The organism is Mesotoga sp. H07.pep.5.3 (genome assembly GCF_002752615.1).
Classification (GTDB): domain Bacteria; phylum Thermotogota; class Thermotogae; order Petrotogales; family Kosmotogaceae; genus Mesotoga; species Mesotoga prima.
In genome coordinates, this window is sequence record NZ_AYTV01000012.1 from 308,306 (window position 1) to 331,960 (window position 23,655).

The 23,655-nt window shown below is 43.7% G+C and carries 21 protein-coding genes; 13 read left to right on the forward strand and 8 right to left on the reverse strand.

Translation table 11 applies throughout. From position 1 onward, the window contains the following. Window positions 1–2: 2 nt before the first annotated feature. Genes V513_RS05140 through V513_RS05200 form a run of 13 tightly spaced genes read left to right on the forward strand, consistent with a single transcriptional unit; the run spans window position 3 to window position 11,300 of the window. Window positions 3–779 (forward strand): epoxyqueuosine reductase QueH, encoded by a 777-nt coding sequence (locus V513_RS05140; RefSeq protein ID WP_257211955.1) that lies wholly within the window; start codon window positions 3–5, stop codon window positions 777–779. Then, window positions 776–1,081: a hypothetical protein gene (locus tag V513_RS05145; protein WP_014730352.1), complete on the forward strand. Its 306-nt coding sequence runs from the start codon at window positions 776–778 to the stop codon at window positions 1,079–1,081. Before V513_RS05140 ends, V513_RS05145 begins: the two co-directional genes overlap by 4 nt. Beyond that, on the forward strand, window positions 1,078–1,971 hold the full coding sequence (locus tag V513_RS05150) for a DNA-3-methyladenine glycosylase family protein (RefSeq protein WP_014730353.1): 894 nt from the start codon (window positions 1,078–1,080) through the stop codon (window positions 1,969–1,971). Before V513_RS05145 ends, V513_RS05150 begins: the two co-directional genes overlap by 4 nt. After that, entirely contained in the window at window positions 1,968–3,263 is a 1,296-nt protein-coding gene (gene trmFO / locus V513_RS05155; protein WP_014730354.1) for a methylenetetrahydrofolate--tRNA-(uracil(54)-C(5))-methyltransferase (FADH(2)-oxidizing) TrmFO, read from the forward strand. Before V513_RS05150 ends, trmFO begins: the two co-directional genes overlap by 4 nt. After that, window positions 3,263–4,057, forward strand: coding sequence for a type I phosphomannose isomerase catalytic subunit (locus V513_RS05160; RefSeq protein ID WP_014730355.1), 795 nt, complete (start codon window positions 3,263–3,265; stop codon window positions 4,055–4,057). Before trmFO ends, V513_RS05160 begins: the two co-directional genes overlap by 1 nt. Further along, window positions 4,054–5,226, forward strand: coding sequence for a tetratricopeptide repeat protein (locus V513_RS05165; protein WP_014730356.1), 1,173 nt, complete (start codon window positions 4,054–4,056; stop codon window positions 5,224–5,226). Before V513_RS05160 ends, V513_RS05165 begins: the two co-directional genes overlap by 4 nt. After that, complete coding sequence (gene thyX / locus V513_RS05170; RefSeq protein WP_014730357.1) at window positions 5,216–5,905, forward strand: FAD-dependent thymidylate synthase; 690 nt, start codon at window positions 5,216–5,218, stop codon at window positions 5,903–5,905. The genes V513_RS05165 and thyX overlap by 11 nt, the downstream gene beginning before the upstream one ends. Next, the gene (locus tag V513_RS05175) at window positions 5,905–6,270 is read left to right on the forward strand and encodes a hypothetical protein (RefSeq protein ID WP_014730358.1); all 366 of its coding nucleotides are present in this window, start codon (window positions 5,905–5,907) and stop codon (window positions 6,268–6,270) included. The genes thyX and V513_RS05175 overlap by 1 nt, the downstream gene beginning before the upstream one ends. Then, complete coding sequence (locus V513_RS05180) at window positions 6,245–7,222, forward strand: CBS domain-containing protein (RefSeq protein WP_099771934.1); 978 nt, start codon at window positions 6,245–6,247, stop codon at window positions 7,220–7,222. The genes V513_RS05175 and V513_RS05180 overlap by 26 nt, the downstream gene beginning before the upstream one ends. A 1-nt stretch (window position 7,223) precedes the next feature. Beyond that, window positions 7,224–7,559, forward strand: coding sequence for an iron-sulfur binding hydrogenase (locus tag V513_RS05185; RefSeq protein WP_099771935.1), 336 nt, complete (start codon window positions 7,224–7,226; stop codon window positions 7,557–7,559). Window positions 7,560–7,565: 6 nt separating this feature from the next. Then, window positions 7,566–8,285 carry a PHP domain-containing protein gene (locus V513_RS05190; protein WP_014730361.1) on the forward strand — a complete coding sequence of 240 codons (720 nt, stop codon included), beginning with the start codon at window positions 7,566–7,568 and terminating at the stop codon, window positions 8,283–8,285. Further along, window positions 8,276–8,839, forward strand: a complete 564-nt coding sequence (locus V513_RS05195; protein WP_099771936.1) for an ATP-binding protein — start codon at window positions 8,276–8,278, stop codon at window positions 8,837–8,839. Before V513_RS05190 ends, V513_RS05195 begins: the two co-directional genes overlap by 10 nt. Further along, on the forward strand, window positions 8,829–11,300 hold the full coding sequence (locus tag V513_RS05200) for a BamA/OMP85 family outer membrane protein (RefSeq protein ID WP_099771937.1): 2,472 nt from the start codon (window positions 8,829–8,831) through the stop codon (window positions 11,298–11,300). The genes V513_RS05195 and V513_RS05200 overlap by 11 nt, the downstream gene beginning before the upstream one ends. 43 nt (window positions 11,301–11,343) lie before the next feature. On the opposite strand, the gene V513_RS05205 is transcribed toward V513_RS05200, so the two are convergent. From V513_RS05205 to V513_RS05240, 8 genes are all read right to left on the reverse strand, one after another. Further along, window positions 11,344–12,306 (reverse strand): histone deacetylase family protein, encoded by a 963-nt coding sequence (locus V513_RS05205; protein WP_099771938.1) that lies wholly within the window; start codon window positions 12,304–12,306, stop codon window positions 11,344–11,346. Next, entirely contained in the window at window positions 12,303–12,764 is a 462-nt protein-coding gene (gene rpiB, locus V513_RS05210) for a ribose 5-phosphate isomerase B (RefSeq protein ID WP_099771939.1), read from the reverse strand. The genes V513_RS05205 and rpiB overlap by 4 nt, the downstream gene beginning before the upstream one ends. Window positions 12,765–12,791: 27 nt before the next feature. After that, the gene (lexA, locus tag V513_RS05215; RefSeq protein WP_006492163.1) at window positions 12,792–13,418 is read right to left on the reverse strand and encodes a transcriptional repressor LexA; all 627 of its coding nucleotides are present in this window, start codon (window positions 13,416–13,418) and stop codon (window positions 12,792–12,794) included. Between the two features lie 32 nt (window positions 13,419–13,450). Beyond that, a complete protein-coding gene (gene gyrA / locus V513_RS05220) occupies window positions 13,451–15,877 on the reverse strand; it encodes a DNA gyrase subunit A (RefSeq protein WP_099771940.1) in 2,427 nt (808 codons plus the stop codon). Window positions 15,878–15,898: 21 nt separating this feature from the next. After that, window positions 15,899–17,806 carry a methionine--tRNA ligase gene (metG, locus tag V513_RS05225; RefSeq protein WP_099771941.1) on the reverse strand — a complete coding sequence of 636 codons (1,908 nt, stop codon included), beginning with the start codon at window positions 17,804–17,806 and terminating at the stop codon, window positions 15,899–15,901. 60 nt (window positions 17,807–17,866) lie between these two features. Continuing rightward, a complete protein-coding gene (locus tag V513_RS05230; protein ID WP_099771942.1) occupies window positions 17,867–20,641 on the reverse strand; it encodes an O-antigen ligase family protein in 2,775 nt (924 codons plus the stop codon). 117 nt (window positions 20,642–20,758) lie between these two features. Then, complete coding sequence (locus V513_RS05235; RefSeq protein ID WP_099771943.1) at window positions 20,759–22,969, reverse strand: GumC family protein; 2,211 nt, start codon at window positions 22,967–22,969, stop codon at window positions 20,759–20,761. 14 nt (window positions 22,970–22,983) lie between these two features. Further along, window positions 22,984–23,646 (reverse strand): CpsB/CapC family capsule biosynthesis tyrosine phosphatase, encoded by a 663-nt coding sequence (locus tag V513_RS05240; RefSeq protein WP_099771944.1) that lies wholly within the window; start codon window positions 23,644–23,646, stop codon window positions 22,984–22,986. Window positions 23,647–23,655: the final 9 nt, after the last annotated feature.

The following is a 23,655-nucleotide window of genomic DNA, read 5'->3' on the forward strand; positions in this document are numbered from 1 at the left end:
ATGTGCTACATGTCTGTTGTGCGCCGGATCTGGTAAGCACAGTTTTTAAGATGGAAGAGCTCAGAGACTCAAAGCTTTTCTTCTACAACCCGAACATATTTCCTGAAGAGGAGTTTTTCAGAAGATATAAAGCTTTTAAAGAGGTCTGTGAGAGTTTGTCAGTTGTGTGTCCCGAGCCAAGTTACCACCCAGAAGACTTTTCGAAAATTCTCGATTCTTATGTTGATGAGAAGGAAGGTGGAATTAGGTGCTCTAAATGTATCGAGCTGAGGCTTAAGAAAACTGCGGAAATGGCCAAGTCAATTGGCGCTGAGAGTTTTAGCACTACTCTTTTAGCGAGCCCCAGGAAGTCTGTTAAGCTCATAACCCTTATCGGGGATAAGATTGCGAATGATCTAAGTATTGAGTTCATCTCCGGGAATTTCAGAGTGGACAGAGGGAAACTGAATACCTTGATCAGGGGCATTTACAAACAAGACTACTGCGGTTGTCAAGCCAGTCTGAGCGAGAAAAAGAAAGAGAGAGAGATAAGAGACGCTAGGGACAGAGAGAGGCTCGAGCGAGACTTTGGCGATTTGGTCGACCTTTGGAGATTCAGAGGAGAGGTTGTTCTTCGAAGCGAAATTCCTGTAAACGATATTTCCGAGCTGAAAAAACTGATTGGAATCATAAAGCCAGCAACTCTATTTGACGATTTAGAAGACGCCGAGCTGAAGAACAAAAGATGGCTGAAGACAGGTACCTACAATTGCAGGATACTTAAGGAGAAGGATCAATGATTGCCTTAGCTAAAAGAATAAAAGAACTGGGCGAAGAGTGTGGAATGACCTTTCGTTTGGTAGACGAAAATGGGATCCCTTATGATGGGGATATTGACTTTGAAATTCCTTCATTGATTCTTGCACTATCAAGAGCGACCGGTTCAAGAAGCTCTACAGTGGTTGAAGGGGTTCAGATTACTGCTTTGCACATGGATAATCTCAGAGAAAAGTGCTATCTAATAGTAGTCGGAGAGTTTCTTGAGGACAATTCTTACAGGCTCTTGAAAACGATTGTAGAGTCTTATGAGGTAGAACTATGATTGAATTCTCTTTCAGACCTGAAAAGCCCATAGATCTGGATTCAACACTGGATTGTGGCCAAACATTTAGATGGGTTAAAGATGGGGAATGGTGGAAGGGTGTAGTCCGAGATACTGTCCTCTTTATGAAGGAAAGTCTGAACGAGATCACGGTAAAGTCATCTTCCAGTTCTCTTCTTGGAATGGACATTTCTACGGGTATAATTCACTATCTTGGTCTTGAAGACGATCTTGACGAAATTCATTCGACTCTCAGGAGAAGGCTTAGTAGATTCAACAGGAGTGCCAGAGACATTTCGGAAAGGGCATTATCTGAAGCCAGTGGTCTTCGCATACTCAGACAGGACCCATTCGAAATGATAGTAGAATACATTCTTTCAACTAGAAATAGCATCCCGATGATCCGCTGGATGAGCGATAGTCTGTCTGCCGCGTTCCCCGAGAACAGGGTCGACTTCTGTGGAGAGACGTTTTACAAGTTCCCTTCTCTAGGTCAAGCAAAGCTTATTTCGGAAGAATTGCTGACTAATCTCAAAATTGGGTTCAGAGTGCCATGGCTAATGAAACTTTTCTCAAGAATTGATCAGGAGTCTTATTTTTCGCAGCTCATACCACTGACTGTTGAAGAAAAGCTGGAAGAGCTTATAAGGCATGATGGTATAGGCTACAAAGTGGGAAGTTGCGTTGTCTTATTTGCTTACGGCGAACTTAACGCATTCCCCGTTGATATTTGGATCAGCAGAGTCATGAAGGACATATATGGTATTGAAGGCTCGACAAAGAAGATCATGCAGTTTGGAATGAACTCTTTTTTTCCTTACGGTGGATACTATCAGGAAGCACTGTTTAGATATTACAGAACTCACAAGTTGGGGAGAATTCTGAATTGATTATCAACATTATTGGTGGAGGACTTGCCGGATCTGAAGCCGCACTCAGTCTCGCCGATTTTGGGCAGGAAGTTAACCTGTTTGAGATGAGACCAAATGTGAAAACCGATGTCCATCAAAGTGGTGACTTTGCAGAACTCGTTTGCAGCAACTCCTTTAAGTCTGAGTCGCTGGATAACGCTTCCGGTTTGCTGAAAGAAGAGGGTTTGAGACTAGGATCCAGGCTCCTTGAAATTGCCTATCATAACAGAGTGCCAGCCGGTAAAGCCCTTGCCGTTGACCGTAAGGCGTTTTCTGAAGAGGTTTCAATGAAGTTGGAGACGCATCCACTGATAAATGTCAGAAGAGAAGAGGTGTGCTCACTTGATTTCGATGGAGCAGTGAATGTTGTGTGTACCGGTCCGTTGACTTCTGGCTGTTTTGAAGCCTTCCTCGGTGAACTCTTCGGAGGTGCCCTGTTTTTCTTTGATGCAGTTGCACCAATAGTAGCTGCAGATTCAGTTGATCTTGAAAGAGCATTTATAGCTGATAGATACTCCGACAATGGCGACTACGTGAACTGCTCGCTTTCCAGGGAGGAGTACGAGCTTTTCTGGAATGAACTGGTGCATGCAGAAGTGTTAGAGGTCGAGAACTTCTCGGATCGCTTTCTATTTGAACGGTGCCAGCCTTTTGAAGAGATAGCTCGTAGTGGAATTGATGCCCTTCGCTTCGGACCGATGAAGCCTGTGGGACTGATTGACCCGATTACCGGGAAGGAGCCGTACGCAGTTGTACAGCTTAGAAAGGAGAACTTGTCGGGTTCGCTGTTGGGAATAGTTGGCTTTCAGACAAGACTCAAATGGCGGGAACAGAAGAGAATTCTTTCGCTAATACCTGCTTTGAGAAATGTTGACATAATTAGGTACGGAGTAATGCACCGAAACACCTTTTTGGACTCGCCAAGGCTTCTGAATCCCGATTTGCAATCCAGGAATCACAAGGGATTGTTCTTTGCTGGGCAAATAAGTGGTCTCGAAGGTTATGTTGAAGCGATAGTCTCTGGAAGACTCGCCGCGATCAATGCTGATCGATATGTTAGAGGTAAACAGACTGTGATTCCTCCAGTGGGAACTATGATAGGAGGATTGATAAACCACATTACGGTATCGGGTCGGAGTCCTCTGAAACCAGTATATGCGAATTTCGGTTTACTGCCGGAAATCAGAATGAAAAACAGGAGAGAGAAGAATAGAAAAAAAGTGGTTGTTGCTCAGGAAAAAATTCAACGTTTCCTGGAGGTGATCATCTGATGATACTTAGAAGTTGCCCTGTCTTTTCACCGAGGCCCTGGGGTGACCGGAAGCTAAATAGAATATACGGAGTTGATTCGGAGGAGCCAATTGGAGAAGTATGGCTTCTTTCAGATATTGAAGGAATGAGAACATGGCTTGAATCGGGATCAACAAGACTATCACCGAACGAAGTTATAGACAAGTTATCGGGAAGATCTTTGCCAAGATTCCCAATCATGGTGAAACACATCTGCGCCAACGAATGGCTCTCAGTTCAAGTTCATCCTGATGACAAGTTTGCCCGTCTCTATGAAGGAGAGCCCTGGGGAAAGAGTGAATGCTGGTATTTCTTAAACGAAGGGCAGGTTCTTGCTGGAATGAAGAATAAAACCAAACCCGTTGACAGCGTAAGGGAAGACGATCTTAATCACATCCTCCTGAAGCGTGGAGATCTTCTTACATTGCCTGCAGGAATTGTTCATGCGATAGGTCCGGGTTCGGAGTTAATAGAGATTCAGCAGAACAGCGATGTTACTTACAGACTTTACGATTGGGACAGAGGGAGGGAGCTCCATATAGAAAAGGCTTCGAAGGCTGTGAACCCCTCATTGATGCCTGGTCACTACGAGAGTGTCAAAAGATTTGACTGGGAGTATTTCTCGGTCAGGGAGACCAGTCGTTTTTCTGGTACTGGGGTTTGCGTAACGATTGAAGAGAAACCAAGTCTTTATCTAGTAATTGACGACGTTATAGAATCAGCTAAACCATTTCTCGCAATCACTCTTGGCGAATTTTGGAGTGAGATTCCATGAAGTCAGCATTTGCCGTCGCGATCTTTCTAGTGTCTGTGTCTTTGATTTTTGCGCTTGACAATGCCGAGCTCCTTCTGTCCAAAGAGTATCTGATTGAACTACAGTCGCTGGAGACTCAAAGTGTCGAAACGAAAGCCATTCTAGCAATCGCGGTTGGTCTGAAATACAGGGAGACAATTCAGCCCAACTACAAGGTCTGGTTCTCAAACCTCTACGAGGAACTGAAGGATAAAGCCCTTCCATCCGAGATTGAGGAAGGGATTAAGATTGTCAATGAACTGGTTTCCGTATCTACAGTGTCGGCTTTGAATATGCTCTATTCTACTCAAAACAGCGATAATCTAATAAAGGCGATTTCTTTGAGGGCTTTCTTCTATGACTGGGTGGACACGAGAGATCCAAGATCATCAGAAGAGATTGTAAAAACTGCGTATGAGTTGATTGAGTTATTACCTAATCAGTATTTCCCCTATAAAGCTCTTCTGGAAGTATACTCAAGTGGCAGTTCGATTGATAAAGATAGGCTTATGGAGATAAGAGAAAGAATATTTTCCGAAGGTCTTCAAGACTTGCTCGGAGATGATCTAATTGAAAGTGAGTTCGTTTCGGGGCTCGAAGAGCTTGTGCTTGAAGATTATTCTCGATTGGGTACAGGTGAACCTGTTTCGATGTATTATGCGGCTATGGCTTACATGAAAATGGGTGAATCCTTTGACGCTCTGGAAATCCTAAATTCCATAGACTTGCACCGAATCCCACCTAGGTTCGCCTCAAATGCCTCAATGGTCGTTGGAAATTATTACCTTGGAAACGGTGATTTTGAAGAGGCGGTAAAGAACTATCAAGATTCTTTGAGATTTTGGCCGGAGAACTCAATGGCAGTCAGGAATCTTGGAATGGCATACTATCTGACGAAAGATCGAGACTACTATGATCTCGCTAGGTTCTATCTGCAGCTGAGCGGATACGAGAGTTTTGACGATGAAGTGAGTTCGGCATTGAAGGAGCTAAGAAGAAGAGCGATTTTCGAGCTCGCGCTTGTTACAATAGTTCCGCTTGCCGCGATAGTTGTTGTTGGGCTCTTTCTGTTAGAATACTTTAGTAAAAAGAGAAAGACTTCACAAGAAAGGAAGGCAATGAAAGAAGACGGAGGAAACAATGAAGATTGATGTTCTGGATAGAGGATTTGTAGAGCTGGTAGATAAGATGGGTGATGACTATTCTGCAGTTCAAGCTGCAAGGACAAGCTATGGCAAGGGTCTGACAAATAAGGAGAGAGATGATCGGCTTATAGATTATCTGATGAAAAACGGTCACCAATCTCCCTTTGAACACATCATTTTCAAGTTTCACCTGAAGCTTCCCATATTTGTAATGAGGCAACTGGTAAGACACAGAATTGCGTCTATTAATGAACGCAGTGGAAGATACACTGAGTTTTCCGAAGAGTGGTATTTACCTAGCGTCATCAGAATACCTGACAAAGACAACAGACAAGGATCGATTGTCTGCAAAGACAAGGAAATGAACGAAAGAGCAATATCGATTATCAGTGAAGCCTATGAAAACGCATATGCAGCATATAAAAGGTTAATTGAAATGGGAGTAGCCAAAGAGATGGCAAGAATAGTTCTGCCGACCTCAATGTACACTGAGGCTTACTGGACAGTAAACGCCAGATCAGTTATGAATTTTCTTAATCAAAGGGCCGATTCACATGCTCAAGCAGAAATTCAGGAGTATGCCATCGCCATAGCCGAGATCTTTAAAACTGGCTGTCCAGTAACATTTGATGCTTTCATTCGGCATAGCTACACAGGCGATCTTCTCAACAGGGAGGCTCAGTGATGATGACTCTATCACGAATCATCGAGATTCTCGGGTGTGAAATACTGTACTGCGGTGATGGAGATCCTGAAGTAGAGTCGGTAGGTGCTGCCGATTTGATGAGCGACGTGCTGGCTTTCGGAGGTCCCGGAATGATTTTAGTAACTGGACTCAACTCCCCACAGTGTGTCAGGACGGCTTCTGTAGTCGGTGCAACAGCCGTTGTCATAATTAGAAAGAGAAATGTGCCGGAGACAACTATAGAGTTGGCAAAAGAGCTGGATATGCCACTAGTTCACGCGAGAATGTCAATGTATAGAGCCTGCGGAATTCTCTTCAATGAGAACTTGGGAGATTCTCTTGAGGAAGGGAAACACTTTGACTGAAAGAAATGTTGACGACCTTCTAGATAAACTAAGGGGGTTATTCGCAGATATCACAGCTAAGGACATAATGATAAAGAGTGTTGTAACATTGACCAAGGATAGAACAATGTGGCAGGCGAAAGAGCTGATGAGGATTTGCAAGATATCCGGTATTCCCGTTACCGACGGTAACAATCAGCTCGAAGGGATAGTAAGTATAGAAGACATCATTGTTGCTCTGGAGGGGAACTACATCACTGATCCGATCGAAAAACACATGACACGGAATATAGTCACTTTCTCTCCGGAGATGAAACTTGAGTCGGTAATAGAAATGTTCAACAGATATCGGTATGGCAGATTTCCGGTTGTTGATTCCGACGGAAGACTTGTAGGGATTATCTCCAAGAAGGACATAATTAGTGCTATTCTTGACAAATTTAGATTGATTTATGTTCATGATAAACGACGAAAAGAGGTCTTGGAACAGAGCGTTGACTGGTTTGACAAGTCCCTAATCACGGGAGATTATGTTGAGAAGACTAGTGCCGATTTTGTTTATCATATTGATTACACAGATATCGATACTGCGGGAGTTGGATCTGCAAAACTCAAGAGTTTTCTTAAAACTCTAACGGATGATGACAGGCTAATAAGAAGAGTTTCTATTGCCTGTTACGAAGCTGAAGTCAACGTAGTTATTCACAGTGGAAGTGAAGGTTACATTTTCGCCTGGTACGATGAAAACGTAACCAGAGTGAGAGTGGAGGATTATGGAAGAGGCATAGAGAACGTGGAACAAGCAATGAAGGAAGGGTTTTCCACCGCTTCAGACCATGTCAGGGAACTGGGATTTGGGGCGGGAATGGGTCTTTCAAACATGAGAAGGTATTCCGACAAAATGGTTGTTGTATCCGAAGCCGGAAAGGGAGTCGTCTTGGAAATGCATTTCTATCGGAATGGGAGGAAATAAAATGAAACTGAACGATCTGATTGAGAAGTGTGGAATGAGAGTAATTACTACCCTGCCTTTAGACATTGAAATTTCCGATGCATATATTGGTGATTTACTTAGCGATGTGATGGGTAATGCCCCCTCAAATTCAATCTGGTTAACCGTTCAGTCTCATGTAAATATACTTGCGGTGGCCTCCATAGTTGGAGTGCGAGCGATCGTGTTGTGTAACGGTCTTCACTTCGAGGAATCAACTGTAAGAAAGGCAGAAGAAACTGGTATTGTCCTTCTTGAAAGCGATTATACTACCTTCGATACTGCGCTCAAGCTTATCAAGAGTGGACTGAGAGGCTAGAGGGCTTTGTCGTTTCTTTGTGACTTCCATATTCACAGTTGTCTTTCCCCCTGCGCAGATATCACAATGACTCCCAATGCAATAGCTTTAACATGCGTTTCAAAGGGAATAGATTGGATTGCAATAACCGATCACAATAGTGCGAGGAATGTCAGGGTTTTCAGTAAAGTACTAAACAGGTTTGGTGTTGTTGTGATACCTGGCATAGAAGTACACACTTTGGAAGATGTTCATATACTCGCTTATTTTCCCGAGGTTGAGATAGCTGAGGATTACTCTGAGTGGCTGAAAGGGGAAAAGTTCTCGCGATTATCAGTTGATCCAGAGATCTCAGGCTATCAGTTAATCGTTGATGAAGATGATACCTTCACTGGATTTGAAGAGATCTGGCTAGGTCAACCAGCTCTCTTGAGCATTTCGCAAACTCTGTCAACCGTAGAGGAGTATGGCGGGGTCTCTGTAATGGCTCACATTGAAAGAAAGATGGGACTTTTGACTCAGCTAGGTTTCATACCTGAGACCTGCAGGGAAGTACCGATGGAGATTTCGTTCAAGAGAACCCTTGAAAAGGGACTTCCTGTGGAGAACATCATTCATTCAAGTGATGCACACAGTTTAAGTATGATCACCCCCACCGTTTCGATTGAGTCAAAGGCAAGAAGCTTCGAGGAGTTTAGAAGCGCTCTCTATTCAAATGGAAGGTCGCTGAGAATAATATGGGATTGAGGACCATATGTGACCACATTATTGATATCGCTCAGAACGCAGTCGACTCTAGAACGGAAGAAGCTACATTGAGAATCGTCGAGAAGAGAGAAGAGAGTTTTTACTTTTCGGTTGTTGACAGGGGAAAAGGAATTTCGAGTGAATCACTTGAATCCGTTTTAGATCCCTTCTATACTGAAAAGAGAAAGAAAGTGAAATTCGGATTGGGGCTTCCTATGCTTAAGTTTGCTGCGGAGTCCACCGGTGGGGAATTCAGGATTCGTTCGGTCGAAGGATCTGGAACTGAAGTGAGTGCGAGGTTCTTGCTCTCGAGTATAGATTGTCAGCCTGTAGGAGATGTCCCTTCGACTCTATTTGTTGTTATTACATTGAGTGGCCGTGTAGACTGGTCTATAGAGAGGTTACTGGATGACGAGGGGTATGCATTTTCGTCGTCGCAGTTTCGAGAAGCTTTCGGGAACGACTGCTTCACTTCACCAGTCAAAATGAAGATGGTCTTGACCATTCTTCAAGAGGCAGAAATATCCCTGGGAGGTTTGTCAGATGTCCGTTAGACGATTGTTCTTGATTCTTGTGTTGGTCCTGGTCTCAGGATCTGTTTTTGCAGTTATTGTTCCTTCGAGAATTACCGTTCTTGACAACAGAGTGATCTCGGATGGAGAGGTGCTTGAGATACTTGATATTCAGCGGGGAAAAGAGATTAGCGATTCAGAACTGAGTGAGGCACTGGAAAGAGTTAGAAACAGCGGTTACTTTTCAGATGTTTACTATAGTTTTGATGAATCTTCCGGTCTTTTGAAGATTCAGGTTGTGGAATATCCTGTTGTCGATGTTGAAGTTGTTTTTGACGGTCCAAAAATCGTTGAACCTGACGTTCTTGAATCGGTTTCAGTGATAGAGAGCGGTAAACCGGCGGATCCCTCGACACTGATCTATGATATTCCCCTCACTCAGGAAGCTATGATGAGCAAACTCGTAGAAAACGGCTACATTGAACCTTTTGTTGAGGTAGAGTGGGAAACCGATAAAAGCAGAGAAGACGTTTTTTCTGGCAACATAAAAGATAGAGTAAAAGTGACATTTACAGTCAAAGTATCCTTTCTGTGGGAAGTATCGATTGAAGCACCCCTATCCGATGAGTCCAAGGCATTTCTGTCGAGCAAATTGCAGATTGATTGCCTGAAGAAGTACTATGACACATCATTTTTGGTTAGATGGATAAATTCTAAGAAGAAGTACGTGCCCAAGCTAGACGACATAAATATGATGGTTCAGACAGTCTACAGCACATATTATGCGAATTCCAGCGGTCAATGGGGATTTGATGACGAGACTTATCAGGCAATGATTCTTACGTTGAATAACGCGTTGAGAAACGCAAGACAGGTAACACTTCCTGAGGAAGTTAAAGAAAGCAGAGCGTTATCAATGAGCATTGCTTTTGCGCCGGTTGAATATGTGAAAGAAGAGTTCGATCTCAGAAGCGTTTTCATAGAGGGAAACGTCAATCTACAGAAAGGTGAAATCCTAAGAGAGACGGGACTCACGGAAGGTCAAAGAGTTGACAACGAGGTAGCGATGAGATCTATTCAAGCAGTTCAGGACTTATATACTGAGAGAGGGTATCCTTTTATCAGGATAGAACCAGTTATTGATGAGAAGATCGGCTTCTTCAGTATCAAGATTACGGAGCCTTTAGTAAGAGACATAACCGTTGAATTTGACGGTCCTAAGAAGACACAGGATTATTTGATAGTCGACAAGATAGTCATTCAGAAAGGCAATGTATTGTCGCTTGATGAGCTTAGAAATACATACGCTTTCTTGAACAATACCGGCTACTTTTCAAAAGTTGATATCGCTCCTGTTCCTGTTGGTGAGGATGCGCTCGACGTAAGCATTACGCTTCAGGAGACTGATAAGAATAATAAGATCGGCGGAGGAGGAGGCTGGCAGAATGGGTTGAATCTGTATCTCGATCTCGGACTTCTCAATGTTTGGGGCTACGGGCAGAACATCTCAACGACACTCAGTGTTACGCTTCCCATGCCGAACAATAAGGAAGTTATCGTGACTGACGGAGCTACAGAGACTACGACAAGAAGGCCAGCCTTTGATGCAACTATAGGCTATTCTATCCCAAAGGTAGGAGGAACAAAACTTGATCTCGATACGGCATTCAAGTTTAAATTCTCAGGATTCACGACAACAAATGATTCGACTGACACTATAGTCACGAAATCCTCCCAGGAAACGGAGTTCTTGTTCTCTTTGACTCCCATTTATAATATTTCCCCTGGCCAGAAAGTCGGTTTTACCGCCGGTTACGAATACATAATGTCTGAAAGCCAGGTCTCAACGGAAACTAAAACTGCTACGGAAGTCGACACGGGTAGTCTCTCAGAAAATTTTGATGGTATCTTCACTGGATTGAGCTATGAGCTGTCTACCCGAGACGATCTTTACAGGCCTACTATGGGAAGTGAGTACCTAGCCGGACTGACAGTCAGAGGTTTATTTGGAAAGGATAACGAGCCATTTATTTCGGGTTATGCGGAGTACAGAAACTTCATGTCGATAGGGGACCCGGTACTTGGTTTCAGAGTGAGAACTCAGCAGCTATTCCCGCTTTCGCCAAACGGTGTTTTCAGAAGTTATTTGTTGACTCCGGACACATTTGTTCGAGTCAGAGGTTCGCAAAGTATAGGCCAGAACGCGTACGGAGTTACCGTAGGCTCTGCGCAGTTAAGGTATCCCCTAACACCTGAGGCCTCTTCAATACCCTTAGATATTGTGGGATTTGGAGACTTGCTTTTCTATAGAAAGACACCAGGCGGAGACTTAATAGGAGGGAATTTCCTTGCTGACTTTGGCCTGTGCATAGACATATCGATACCGATGATAGGTTTGGTCCGACTTGGCTACGGTTACAACACTTTTCTTGCTGAGCAAAACTCTGGAGCAGGGGAACCGTATTATGGGACGCCGTTCTTTGGCTTTGGAGCAGCATTTTGATGAAATAAAGAAAGCGCGGCTTGCCCGCGCTTTCTTTAGATTTTCATCTGATTGACGTAAGGAAGTTCAAAACGGAGGCAGAATTGGCATTGGGATTATATCCGCCTTCTTGAACTATAAGCTTCTGAACTTCTATTTCCCCGATCAACTTTCCCATCATTGAATAATCCTCGCTGCTGAGATTGAAATGGCCTATGCCATCATCTTTGTGACCGTCTGTACCCAGGGAGATGATCATGAGATCAGGAGAAAAGTCTTCGATCTCTTGCAGAGCCTTCGACAGAGTTCTCATGTACTCTGGGCCTTCTATACCTCCGGCAAGAGGAAAATTCATGTTAAATCCCTCTCCTGTGTCAGAACCTATCTCCCAGGAGTTCCCGGTAATCCAGGGATAGAAATTCTTAGGATCACCATGTATAGAGACATAGAAAACAGTATCATCGTAGTAGAAGATCTCTTGAGTACCGTTCCCATGGTGAAAGTCTAAATCGAGAATTGCTACATAACCCCTGGTGTGTTTCTGGTAGTACTTGGCTGCTATTGCTGCGTTGTTGAAGTAGCAGTAACCTCCACCAGTCGATTTGCCTGCATGATGTCCTGGTGGCCTGCATAAGGCATAGGAAACGGGTTCGCTTTCAAGAATAGAGTCAACTGCATTCAGCGCTGTTGACACTGATGCGAGAGCACTCACATAGCATCCCGAAGTGACCGGTGTACCAGTATCGAAGAGCTTATCGTAGCCGAAAACCTCTGGAAAATATTCTCTGTCTCTGGAAACCGAATTACTTTTCGCCTTGAGCCATTCTACGTATTCTGGCGTATGAACCTGAAAAAGATGGGAACAGTGGTAATCTCTTGGTTCTTTTATTTGAAACCCGGCAGATTCTAGAGCACTACGGATAGATTCGATTCTTTCTGGTCTGTCCGGGTTTTCAATCCAGTTACCGTTATCAAGCTCCTTCATCGGGAGATGGAAGAGATGCCTTCTGTCGTAGAAAACTATCAAGGCTCATTCACCCGGTTCCCGAAAGTATCCGTTTCGAGTTTGTCAACTCTGGTTTGGTGCCTACCACCTTCTTCAGACGAATCAAGAAAAGCATCGACTATCCAGCCCGCCAGCTCACTTCCGATCAGCCGTCCTCCAAGCACTAGAACGTTTGCATGATTATGTCTCCTGGAAAGAGCCGCCATCTCGGGGAAAAGGCAGAGAGCAGCACGAATGCCTCTGTGCTTGTTGGCCGCTATGGACATTCCAATTCCAGTTCCGCAAAGCAGAATACCATAATCGGCATCATTGTCAGTTACTGATTTACAAACCTTGTCTGCAAAATCAGGATAGTCTACCGAAAGACTCCCCGATTCTGGACCATGATCAATTACTGAATGACCCTTACTCTCGACATATTGCACGAGAAAAGATTTGAGCTCATAAGCCGCATGATCGGAACCAATTGCAATCTTCATGTTTCAACTCCTTGAAAAAGCATTCTACTATTTATACCAACGCAGCACTCCGGAAAGTCTGCCTTGTATCTTAACTCTGTTAGCTTCAACGACAATTGGAAGCATTTCTGGATTTGAGGGAACGAGCCGGATTTTCGGCCCTTCGTTTTCGTACTTCTTCAGAGTGGCGTATTCATCATCTATCAGTGCTACCACTATTTCACCGTTGTTCGCCCACTCCTGCTTCCTTATGATAACGAAATCCCCGTTGACTATGTGAGATTCAATCATGCTGTTACCAGTTACCTTGAGCATATAATATTCGAATCCCCTCCTGATCATCCAAAGCGGCACGGGAATCTTCTCGTCTTCAGTTTGAACCGCTTGAATAGCTTCACCTGCCGCAACATTGCCAATAACTGGGAGCATCACAACATCTTCACCGGGTTCAAGCGACGAACCATCTGGGCTTCTCAAGACTCGAATTCCTCGAGAAACGCCGGTCCTTTCGATGTAACCCTTTTTTTCAAGAGACTCGAGATGTTTCGCCACCCCCCTTGGAGAGGATATCTCGAAATCCCTGCAGATATCCCTTATGCTTGGCGGGTAACCATAGAGCTTAATGAAGTTCTCGATGTACTCAAGAATCTTCTTTTGTTTCTCCGTCAGAGTCAATTCATGACACCCCCTATGTTTGGCTGGGATTTTTAGTCAACAACAACCGCCATCGATGCAGCAATATCGTTATCCTTCAGATCAACTATTCTAACTCCCTTTGTTACTCTGCCAGTGGGCCTTACCTGAGATACGGGGATTCTGATAGACATACCCAACTTAGTAGCAAGTATAACTTCATCGTCACTGTTAACCACTAGCGTTCCAATAACTTTCCCGATCTTCTCCAGCCCGTAAATGTTTTTCACTCCTAAACCTCCACGATTCTGACTCCTGTACTCAGATAGGCAGGTCCTTTTCCCACCACCTTTTTCGGTGGCTGTGAGTAGGAATCTCGTATCTTCGGAAGCAACGATATTGGCGCCAACAACTTCATCGTTCTTCTTCAGCCTGATTCCCATAACTCCTGCTGCGCTTCTTCCCATGGAACGTACCTGATCCAGCGGGAATCTTATTACCATTCCGTTCTTTGTTGAGATGATTATGGTGTCATCTTCTCTAGATGTAAGCGATGCATCGATAACTCTGTCACCCTCGTTTAGGCTAATAGCCTTTATGCCGGAGATTCGTACATTCAAAAATGCTTCGAACTCAGTCTTTTTTATCTTCCCTGATCTTGTCGTGATGACAAGGTGCTTTCCTTGAACTTCTTCCTTTCTCGTCGAAAGAACGGCTTGCACGTTTTCATCTGGATCGATCTTGATGTAGTTTGCAAGAAGCTTTCCCTTAGAATCTCTAGACGAGTGGTCGATGATGTGATTGCTCAACACATAGGCCTTTCCTTTTGATGTTATTATGACCGTTTTGCTGAGTCTAGTGGTGGTAAGTATATTGACAACGAAGTCTTCGTCTCCGGTTCTTACTCCTATCACGCCCTTGCCGCCTCTACCCTGTTTTCTGTAGCTTTCAAGAGGAGTCGATTTTATGTAGCCCTTCTTCGTAACCATCAGGACTATATCCTCGTCCGGTATCACATCTTCTATATTGAAATCAGTTCCATTTCCCAAATCAATCCTTGTACGCCTTGCATCTCCGTACTTCGCTTTTATTTCATTCAATTCATCGAGAATTATCCCATAAACCTTCTCATCGCTTGCGAGAATCATTCTGTACTCGTTTATTTTTGCAACAAGGTCTTTGTACTCGTTGAGCAGCTTTTCAATTTCCATTCCTGTAAGCTTTCCCATTCTCATATCGAGAATCGCCGAGCTCTGCTCCTGAGTGACTTCCAGTGTCTCCATAAGGTTTTTGGAAGCCTCTTCGCTATTGGCGGAATTTCTTATTATATCCACAACAGTATCTATCGATCTCGTGGCCTTTGTCAATCCCTCAACGATATGTGCTCTCTTCGATGCTTGTTCTAAATCGTACTCCGTTTTCGATCTGATTACGTTGAACCTGTGGGAAAGAAATCCCTGAAGGATCTGTTTTAAGTTCATTACTCTCGGTCGCTTTTTTTCGTCTATAACCAGCATATTGACGCTAAAGGTTGTTTGTAACTGCGTGTGTTTAAAAAGCAGATTTAGAACTACATTTGGATCTGCTCCACGTTTAAATTCAATGACCACTCTGAGCCCTTTTTGATCCGATTCATCCCTGATATTTCTGATTTGCAGATCACGATGGTTCTGAGTTGCATTCACAATCTGTTCTATAATATCCGCCTTCGATGTATTGTAGGGTATTTCATTGACAACTATTTGTGAGCTTCCTCCCGATTCCTCAATCTCTGCGATTGCCCTGACGGTTATCCTTCCCTTCCCTTCTTGATAGATTGAGGGAATGGAAGCGGCATCCATAATCATACCGCCAGTGGGAAAGTCCGGGCCCTTTATGTGTCTCAGTAAATCCGATACAGAACATTCGGGATCTTCTATCAACAAACTGATAGCATCGACAATTTCCACAAGATTGTGGGGTGGAATACTGGTCATCATACCCACTGCAATCCCGGATGTGCCATTGAGAAGGAGGTTGGGAATCTTTGTAGGAAGTACGTCAGGTTCCGATAGCGATCCGTCGAAATTGGGCATCATGGGAACAGTGTTCTTATCGATATCTTGTAGTAATTCCTCGGCAAGCGTTTCCATTCTCGCCTCGGTATACCTCATTGCCGCAGGCGGATCCCTGTCTATCGAACCAAAGTTACCCTGGCCTTCAACGAGAGGATAGCGCATTGAGAAGGGTTGAGCCATTCTGACAAGCGCGTCGTATATCGCAGCATCGCCGTGTGGATGAAACTTTCCCATGACCTCACCAACTATTCGAGCGCTTTTCTTGAACCCTTGGTTATGATGAAGACCTAGCTCCGACATTCCAAATAGTATTCTGCGTTGTACAGGTTTTAGACCGTCACGCAAATCTGGAATGGCCCTTCCCACAATGACGCTCATCGAGTAGAGCATATATGAATTAATCAGTTCATCATCTATATTCTTGTGTATTATCTCTTCGGGCAAAGACGTTTTCCTCCTTGGTTGTCAAGAAACTTTCGCGCCTGGTTGCACATCCTTGTGTACCGTGAGCAGTGAGAGAGAATCACCGATCTTTGCAGCCAGGATCATGCCGTTTGATTCAATTCCCATAAGTTTCGCCGGTTGAAGATTCGCAACGATGACAACTTTAAGACCGACAAGTTCTTCAGGGTTATAGAACTGAGCAATTCCAGCTACTACCTGTCGCTTTCCTAGATCACCCAGGTCGAGTTGTAATCTTACGAGTTTTCTCGATTTTGGGACGATTTCGGCTTCAGTTACAGATGCGACTCTCAATTCGACTTTTGAGAAGTCATCAATGCTTATTAGAAGATTGTCTTTGATCTCCGGGCCCGTCTCCTTGTTTTCCATCTCAGTCACCTTCCTGTGCTTTTCGATTTCGATTCTAGGAAAAATCGGCTCTCCGTGACTAACTCTCTTTCCTGCCACTATATCCGACCAGCTAACGTTTTCAAGAGTCATGGTTCCACCAAAACCTAACCTCTTTCGAATCTCTCTCGCTGTTCTAAACATTACAGGCTCAATCATTATGGAAACATTTTTCAAAGTGCAGACAAGATTGTGCAGAACCGTATCTAGTCTGCCCTTCATTTCCGGTTTTTTTCCCATTTTCCAGGGCTCAGTAAGATCGATATATTTGTTGCCGAATCTGATTAGCTCCCAAACTGATTCAAGAGCCTGGGTGAACCTCATATTATCCATCGACTCAGTGTAGGCAGAGAATGTCTTCTCCCCAAGCTCCATAAGGTCTTCGTCTATCGTTTCTGTGATGCTCCTTTCAGGAACAGCACCATCGTTGAATTTCTGAATCATGACGACAGTTCGATGCAGAAGGTTACCGAGATCATTCGCAAGATCGGCATTGATTCTGCTAATCAAGTTGGTTTCAGAGAAGTCACCGTCTCTCCCAAACTGTATGTCCCTTAGGAGGTAGTACCTCAAAGCATCGTTGCCGTAGGTTCTAACGAAGGCCAAAGGGCTGATTGCATTTCCGAGTGACTTTGAAATTTTCTGGCCATTCACGGTCAACCATCCATGGGCATAGATCTGTTTTGGCAGAGGAAGACCCGCAGAGAGAAGCATGGCGGGCCAAATTATCGAATGAAAACGATTTATCTCCTTGCCTATCAGATGAACATCGGCAGGCCAGTATCTTTCGAAATGATCAATGTTGTGAGGGTACCCAATGGCGCTCAAGTAGTTTATCAGCGCGTCAACCCAAACATATATGACATGTTCTGGATCATCTGGCATTGGAACGCCCCAGTCAAATGAAGTCCTGGTAATACTCAAGTCTTTCAATCCGGATTCCAGAATCCTGAGCATCTCGTTTCTTCTGAAGTCAGGTTGAACGAACTGGGGATTCTCTTTGTAAAACCTCAGAAGAATATCGTTATACTTTGAAAGGCGGAAGAAGTAGTTTTCTTCGCTTACCCACTTAACTTCTCGCCCACATTCCGGGCAAGTTCTTCCTTCCTTAAGGTCCTCTTCGTTCCAGAAAGTTTCGTCCGGTATGCAATACCAGCCCTCATACTTCCCCTTATATACGTCGCCATTTTCCTTTAGCTTGGAGACGAATGTTTGAACAGTCTTCATGTGGTATTCATCAGTCGTTCTTACAAAACCGTCGTTTGTAAGCTCAAGTTCTTTCCAAAGTGCCTTGAATTTTTCAGCCATCTCATCACAGTATTTCTGAGCTTCAACATTTCTTTCTATGGCTTCGTTAAGCACCTTCTGTCCATGTTCATCGGTTCCAGTTAGGAAAAACACATCGTATCCGGAGAGTCTCCTATATCTTGCGATAACATCTGCAACTATTGTCGAATAAGCAGACCCAATATGCGGTTCGCTGTTGATGTAGTATATTGGCGTAGTGACGTAGAACTTCTCCACAGGACACCTCCAGAAATATTATATCATTTACTTAGCTAAATGTATACCAAACGAAACAATTCAAAGCGCTTCGTAGAGCGAGATAAGACTCCTTATTCTTTCGGCTGTATCCTGAGGAATATTTGGTGACTTCTCCAGCAAGTCAGTGTTTAGAGAAACAACCTCTTCATAGATCTTTTTCAAAGATTGTTCGAAGTCTATCAATTCACCATTGGACAGGTTGGATTTGCCCCACTGGATTGCAAACTGCAGCGTTTCTACTGGGGCCTCTGGGCCCATGTTCTCGCAGGCCCAAACATGTTTCTCGGCAACTTCAAGAATCTTTAGCTTTCTCTCTTCATTGGAATCGAGAATAGACGGAATCGAGCTCATGTATTCGATATAAATATCCTCCCAGTCTGGGTATCTATTCCATGTGCCCGGAAGAAGCGAAATTGCCATATCAAACCAGTATATTGCTCTATCAGCACTTTCGTATACCAGATCAATGAGTAACTGTCTGAATTCACCGCTCTCTCCAAAAGCGGCGGTCATCATGGTCTCTCTAGAATTGATGAAACTGTAGTATTTTTTTAACTCGCTGTTTATGCTCGTATACAATCTCCCAAGAATTCTAGGTGTTTGTCGTTCGCTGAAAAGTATTACTGACGATTCGTAATAATCGGCCGCGTCCAGAATCATCTGAATCTGAGTAATGAAATACAGCTGCAATCCCGAAACGTATTCGGGATTGTCAAAGACTGAAATGTTTTTCTCAAAGAAATCGCGGAAGGGAAGAGTCCGAATCGTCGTCCTGTGAACAGGGATTATTTTGGGGTTGCCCTTGAACTCCGAAATTATATCGGATGAGTATTCATCCTTGCCTGTGAGAATAGACTTCATGAGCTCCGGGTTGTCTTTGGCAGTTTCAAGTCTCTGTGTTTTTGTACCTAGCCCGGCGATGTACCATAACGGCTTTCCGAAGACCGGATAAACTCTGTTTGAGAACTTGAAATTCTCAATGGCCTTTTCATAATACTCCCCTGATCTCGCCAAGTAGAAGTTATATTGATTAATTCGATTATCTATTTCGTCGAGCAATTTGCGCACCTCACTCTGCCGATCTTTCTCGGCCAACTCAAGAAGGTCTATTTGGCTCGCTCCAGGATACTTCGAACGAATCTCACTTCCTTTGGCGCTCATGTAGCTGGTAACGTCTTTAAGATAAGCATAATTGCCAGCATAACTATTGATTTCATTCTTTGCTTGCTCGAGAGCTTTAATGTTGAGGCTTTGAGCCTGGTTGTAGTAAGCGAGATAATACTGCTGATTAGTCTGACCAATCCTAAAAAACCCTTCCCCTATAAAGGCTGAGGTTTTCAGAAATATCAGGACCCCTGCAAGAACCATAATGACTACTGCAAACGGGAGTCTACTGATTTTCTTGTTTTTTAGATCTGGATTGAAGTATTTTCCAACAACAACTGATCCCAAAAAGACTGCCAGCATGAGATTTGGTTGCATGTGTAAGGGAAACTCAAAGAAACTGTGAACTGCCAGAGAGAATATCCCTGCCCCCAGCGATCCGTAAAGCAGCAAGTCCCTTCTATTGTCGATCTTAAGTAGATTCTTCAAATATCTAAAAACGAGCAATCCAACGAGAAGAACAATAAATAGAAATCCAATTAGACCCATTTCTCCCAGGCCCTGTACGTAGTCGTTGTGCGTCCTTTTGAAATTATTCCAGACTGGCATGAAGTAAGGACTATGCTGAAGAACATCCGGACTGTACAGCAAATGATAGAGTTGAAAAGTGCCAATGCCCGAGCCAAATGGAATTCTCAACTTGTTCTCACTTTCCAGCCACTGAAAAATCGAATTGTACCAAGCAGAAAACCTTTCATTCCAGGAACCCGAAGAAGTGATAGCATATTCCAATCTTGCGGTTATGTTGATTCTTCCATCACCGGACAGTGGCGAAGGGGTGAGATATAGATAAGAGAGTACTGCGATAATTATCAGAGCCAAGACAAAGAAAACGAGAGACACTCTGCCCAGTTTTCTGCTTTCAGAGTCTTCTAGGACTTCTCGTTTCTTTCCCTTTTTCAGAAAGAAATAAAGAACAAGAAAAAGCACGTTTCCAACGAATATTGCTGTTATCACCGTTCTTGTTTGTGACACGAATACGGAAGAGATCATGGGTATCAGGAAAATGAGCAAAGTAATCTTGAAAATTAGCTGGCCAACATGTCTTTTGAGAAGAAAGCCTAGCGGTTTTCTCGATATAAGGAAGTAGAATATCATTGGAATGGTCATTCCCATATAATCCGACACGAAATTCGGGTTCCCAATCGTTGATCTTGCAGAAGCTCTTGCAAACGGCTCGCCGACCTTACCAAGAAAGATATCCACACCTAGATAGAAGTTAAGGAGAGCGTCAAAAGCAACAACCGCAGCTCCAATTACAAAAAAGATCATTACAATTTCTAGCTTCTCGATGGTGTTCCATTTGTTCGAAATATAGACCGCTGTGAAAGAGAGAAAAACTACATAGAGAGCAATTTCTAAAGAATATCTCAGGTACTGTGGATTGTCCATAGAGACCACGATCAATGACAAAAGGGCCGCTATGCCTATTCCGAAAAATGCCAGATGAACGTCTCCAAACTCTACTGAAATCTCTTTTTTTCTTATTAACAGAGAAAGAAAGATAATTGTGAATCCAATAACGTAGAAGAGATGTTTTCCAGTTGAAGGCTCATGTGTGAATCCCTTTGTGACAAACAAAGGGATGAACAGCGTTAAAAACAGATAGACAATTGTCTCGAAGTCTATCACGTGCTTCTTTACGGACATCCAAACCACCTCGTCAAAGCAAAGAGTCCAGGACTAAAAACGCGGAGAACTGCCATTATTAGTTTCATCATCATTACAGTAGCGAACTTTGCGAAATTTCGGTATTAGCTATTGCGATCATTTCTTTGTGCGCTTTCTTCTCTTTTGCCTCTTTCCCTCTTCGTTGTAATAGTAGTAGTAGTGATAGTAATAGCTTGAATTCTTCTCATCAACACCGTTCACTATTACTCCGAAAATCTTGATTCCCACTGTCTTGAGATTCTCAACAACTATTCTCAAGCCATCCTTAATCGCCCTTCCAGGTCTCACGACCAATATTATCCCGTCAAGCTTGTTACCGATTAGAGATACATCTGAGGTAACCACAGCCGGAGGCATATCTATAAGAACTTTATCGTATCTCTGCTTGAGTTCTGAAAGGAGAGCATCGACGTTTTTCGATGAAAGCACTATTGTTGGATTGGGAGGAATAGTTCCAACCGCTATGAAGTCCATGTTATCCGCGTAGTGTTGTATAACTTCATCAACTGTTGTGTTTCCCATAATCACATCTACTGCGCCCTTAGTTATCTTTCCTGCCTTGAGGATCTTTTCTACCCTCGGACGACGCAAATCGAGATCTAAGAGAATGACTCTCTGACCGCTGTTTGCCATTGAGTAGGCCAGGTTTGCTATCACAAAACTCTTTCCCTCGGTAGGCAGAACGGAAGTAACGGCAACAGACTTTCCCTCACCCATCGTGAAGGAAAGGTTGCTTGCGGCCAACTTGATTGATTCTGAGGAAGGAGCGGTGGGATTCTTCTCAACGTACATTTCCTCGCTTGCCCCCTCAATATTTGGAATTCTACCGATGATAGGCTGTCTGCTGAACCGTTCTATCTCTTCTTCCGTCTTCAAAGTCTTGTCAAGGTACTCGGCAAGGAAGACCATGAGCATTCCGAGAAAGATTCCCAGCACACCCCCAATGGCGAGAGAAAGTTTTTTGTTCGGTTTTACCGCAGACTGGGGTACAGTTGCGGGATCAACTATTGCCGCGTTTCCAACTACGGCAGCTTCACTGATCTTCGCTTCTTCGAGCCTTTCTAGAAGCAGTGTATAGAGGCTCTCTTTCACAGCAATCTGTCTTTCAAGATCAAGTAGCTGCTGTTCCTTTGCAGGTAGGCTTCTGAGTTCAGATTGATATTGATCTCTCAAGAGACCCACCGCCTGAATTGAAGCTTGAAGTATTTGGAACCCGGCTTCCGAACTGATGACTCCTGTCATAATCTGCTGATAAGCTGGATTTAAAGTCATACCCTGACCGGAGGTTATGAACTCATTCTGTATCTGTTCCTCGATCAAGCTCTCGGTCTTTGAGATCTCTGTTATCTTCGACCTGACTCTTGGATCGGTTTTCGGATACTGTTCCTCTAGAGAGGCAAGCTCCACCTGCAAAGTTGCGAGACTTTGCCTCAGACTCGTCAGAACGGGGTTAACAGAGAAGCTCTCGGAGGTTTGCACCCACAAAGCCTTTATGCTTTTCGAATCATTGCTGTCGAAATCATCGAGCATACTTTGATAGGTCTCGATTTCCGCTTTCTTCTCTTCAGCGGATATCATCAGTTCGTTGTACTGCTTGTCATAACTACTCAGCATCTGAAAAAGAAGATCGGCATGCTTGTCGAGAACGTAAATTCCGGTCTCCTCTTTGAAATCCTTTATCCTATCTGTAGCCTCATTCAGATCACTTTCTAGTAGAGGAATCTGCGCCTCGATGAATTCTCGTTTTCTTGTCAAATCTCTTTTGGATAACTCCGCGAGCTTTGTATTATAAACATCGGCTAGTGTATTGGCGATATCTCTTGCGAGAATTGGGTCCTTGTTCTGAACCGAGACTCTGACAATTCTTGTATCCTTGACTGGAGAGACCGTTATCATTGAAGAAATCGTGCGTGTTAGTGATGTCACAAGATCTTTCTGTGAATAACCTTCCGCAAGAAGTCGGTTCTTTGTCTCTTCTGAATAGATTCTGTCCACCAAATCAAGCACTTCAATAATCTCTTCAATATTTGTCCGGCTCTTAATCAGTTCAACTTCAGTGGAGATGTTCGATCCCGAACTACCGGTCAGGGAACTACTGAAGAGATCACTTACTGAAGATTGTGATGTGGGGTCGACCTTTATTGTAACGCTGGCTTCGTAAATAGGAGTAGCAAAAATGAGGTAGATTCCCGTCACAACAACAACTGCGAGCACTATAGAAACGAAAAGGATCATCCGTTTCTTAAACATTCTAAGAATATCTTCAAGAGTCAGTTCTCTGTAATCACTACCCTCGAACTCGCTCACTAAAGCACCTCCATCTAGAGAAAAGAATCGTTCAGAAAAAGTCTGTATCGATCATCATGGAAGTCAATAAGCAGTCTGTTATCGCCTCGCTTGTGCTTATCGCTTCCAGTAATATCCGCAATTCTCCGATCAACAAGAACTCTTGCCTTTGAATCCTTATCAAGGCTGTTCCAGTTAACCTGAAATAGAACTCCCATGTCTCTTAGCCTATGTACATCATCTGTTGGTTCTACCTTCCCAAAGATTAATCCTACCTTTTTGAAAAGATAATGATATCTTTCCAAATGAGCGAGTATGATTCTAAACCCCTTACTTTGAAGCTTTCCTATGACTTCAAAAAGGTAATGCGGTTTCTGTTGAGTCGAGAGCTCTACTAGCAGGAAATTCGACTCACCCATTGTGATCAAATCAGATTCTAACACCTCAGGCCTAAGAAAGATTTCCGAACCAAGCAGAACTTCGACCGAATGATTATTCAGTTCGAATCTGAATTCGTGCCATCGCCTCATTATTTCCGCGGGATCTGAAGGACTTATGGGAGAGAAGAAATGGGGCGTCAAATAAAGCCTTTGCAGCCCCTTAAGTTTCATTTCTTCCAGGATTGCTAATGATGTCTCGATTTCTTCCACACCATCATCCACTGCGGGAAGCAAATGGCAATGAGAGTCAATATTCAAGTTCCTCAA

Coding starts and splice junctions, on each gene's coding strand:
- rpiB (WP_099771939.1), bottom strand. CDS start 12,764: ATGAAGATTGCAATTGGTTCCGATCATGCGGCTTATGAGCTCAAATCT.
- thyX (WP_014730357.1), top strand. CDS start 5,216: ATGAAGATTGATGTTCTGGATAGAGGATTTGTAGAGCTGGTAGATAAG.
- V513_RS05150 (WP_014730353.1), top strand. CDS start 1,078: ATGATTGAATTCTCTTTCAGACCTGAAAAGCCCATAGATCTGGATTCA.
- V513_RS05185 (WP_099771935.1), top strand. CDS start 7,224: ATGAAACTGAACGATCTGATTGAGAAGTGTGGAATGAGAGTAATTACT.
- V513_RS05195 (WP_099771936.1), top strand. CDS start 8,276: ATGGGATTGAGGACCATATGTGACCACATTATTGATATCGCTCAGAAC.
- V513_RS05230 (WP_099771942.1), bottom strand. CDS start 20,641: ATGTCCGTAAAGAAGCACGTGATAGACTTCGAGACAATTGTCTATCTG.
- V513_RS05165 (WP_014730356.1), top strand. CDS start 4,054: ATGAAGTCAGCATTTGCCGTCGCGATCTTTCTAGTGTCTGTGTCTTTG.
- V513_RS05160 (WP_014730355.1), top strand. CDS start 3,263: ATGATACTTAGAAGTTGCCCTGTCTTTTCACCGAGGCCCTGGGGTGAC.
- V513_RS05145 (WP_014730352.1), top strand. CDS start 776: ATGATTGCCTTAGCTAAAAGAATAAAAGAACTGGGCGAAGAGTGTGGA.
- V513_RS05200 (WP_099771937.1), top strand. CDS start 8,829: ATGTCCGTTAGACGATTGTTCTTGATTCTTGTGTTGGTCCTGGTCTCA.
- V513_RS05175 (WP_014730358.1), top strand. CDS start 5,905: ATGATGACTCTATCACGAATCATCGAGATTCTCGGGTGTGAAATACTG.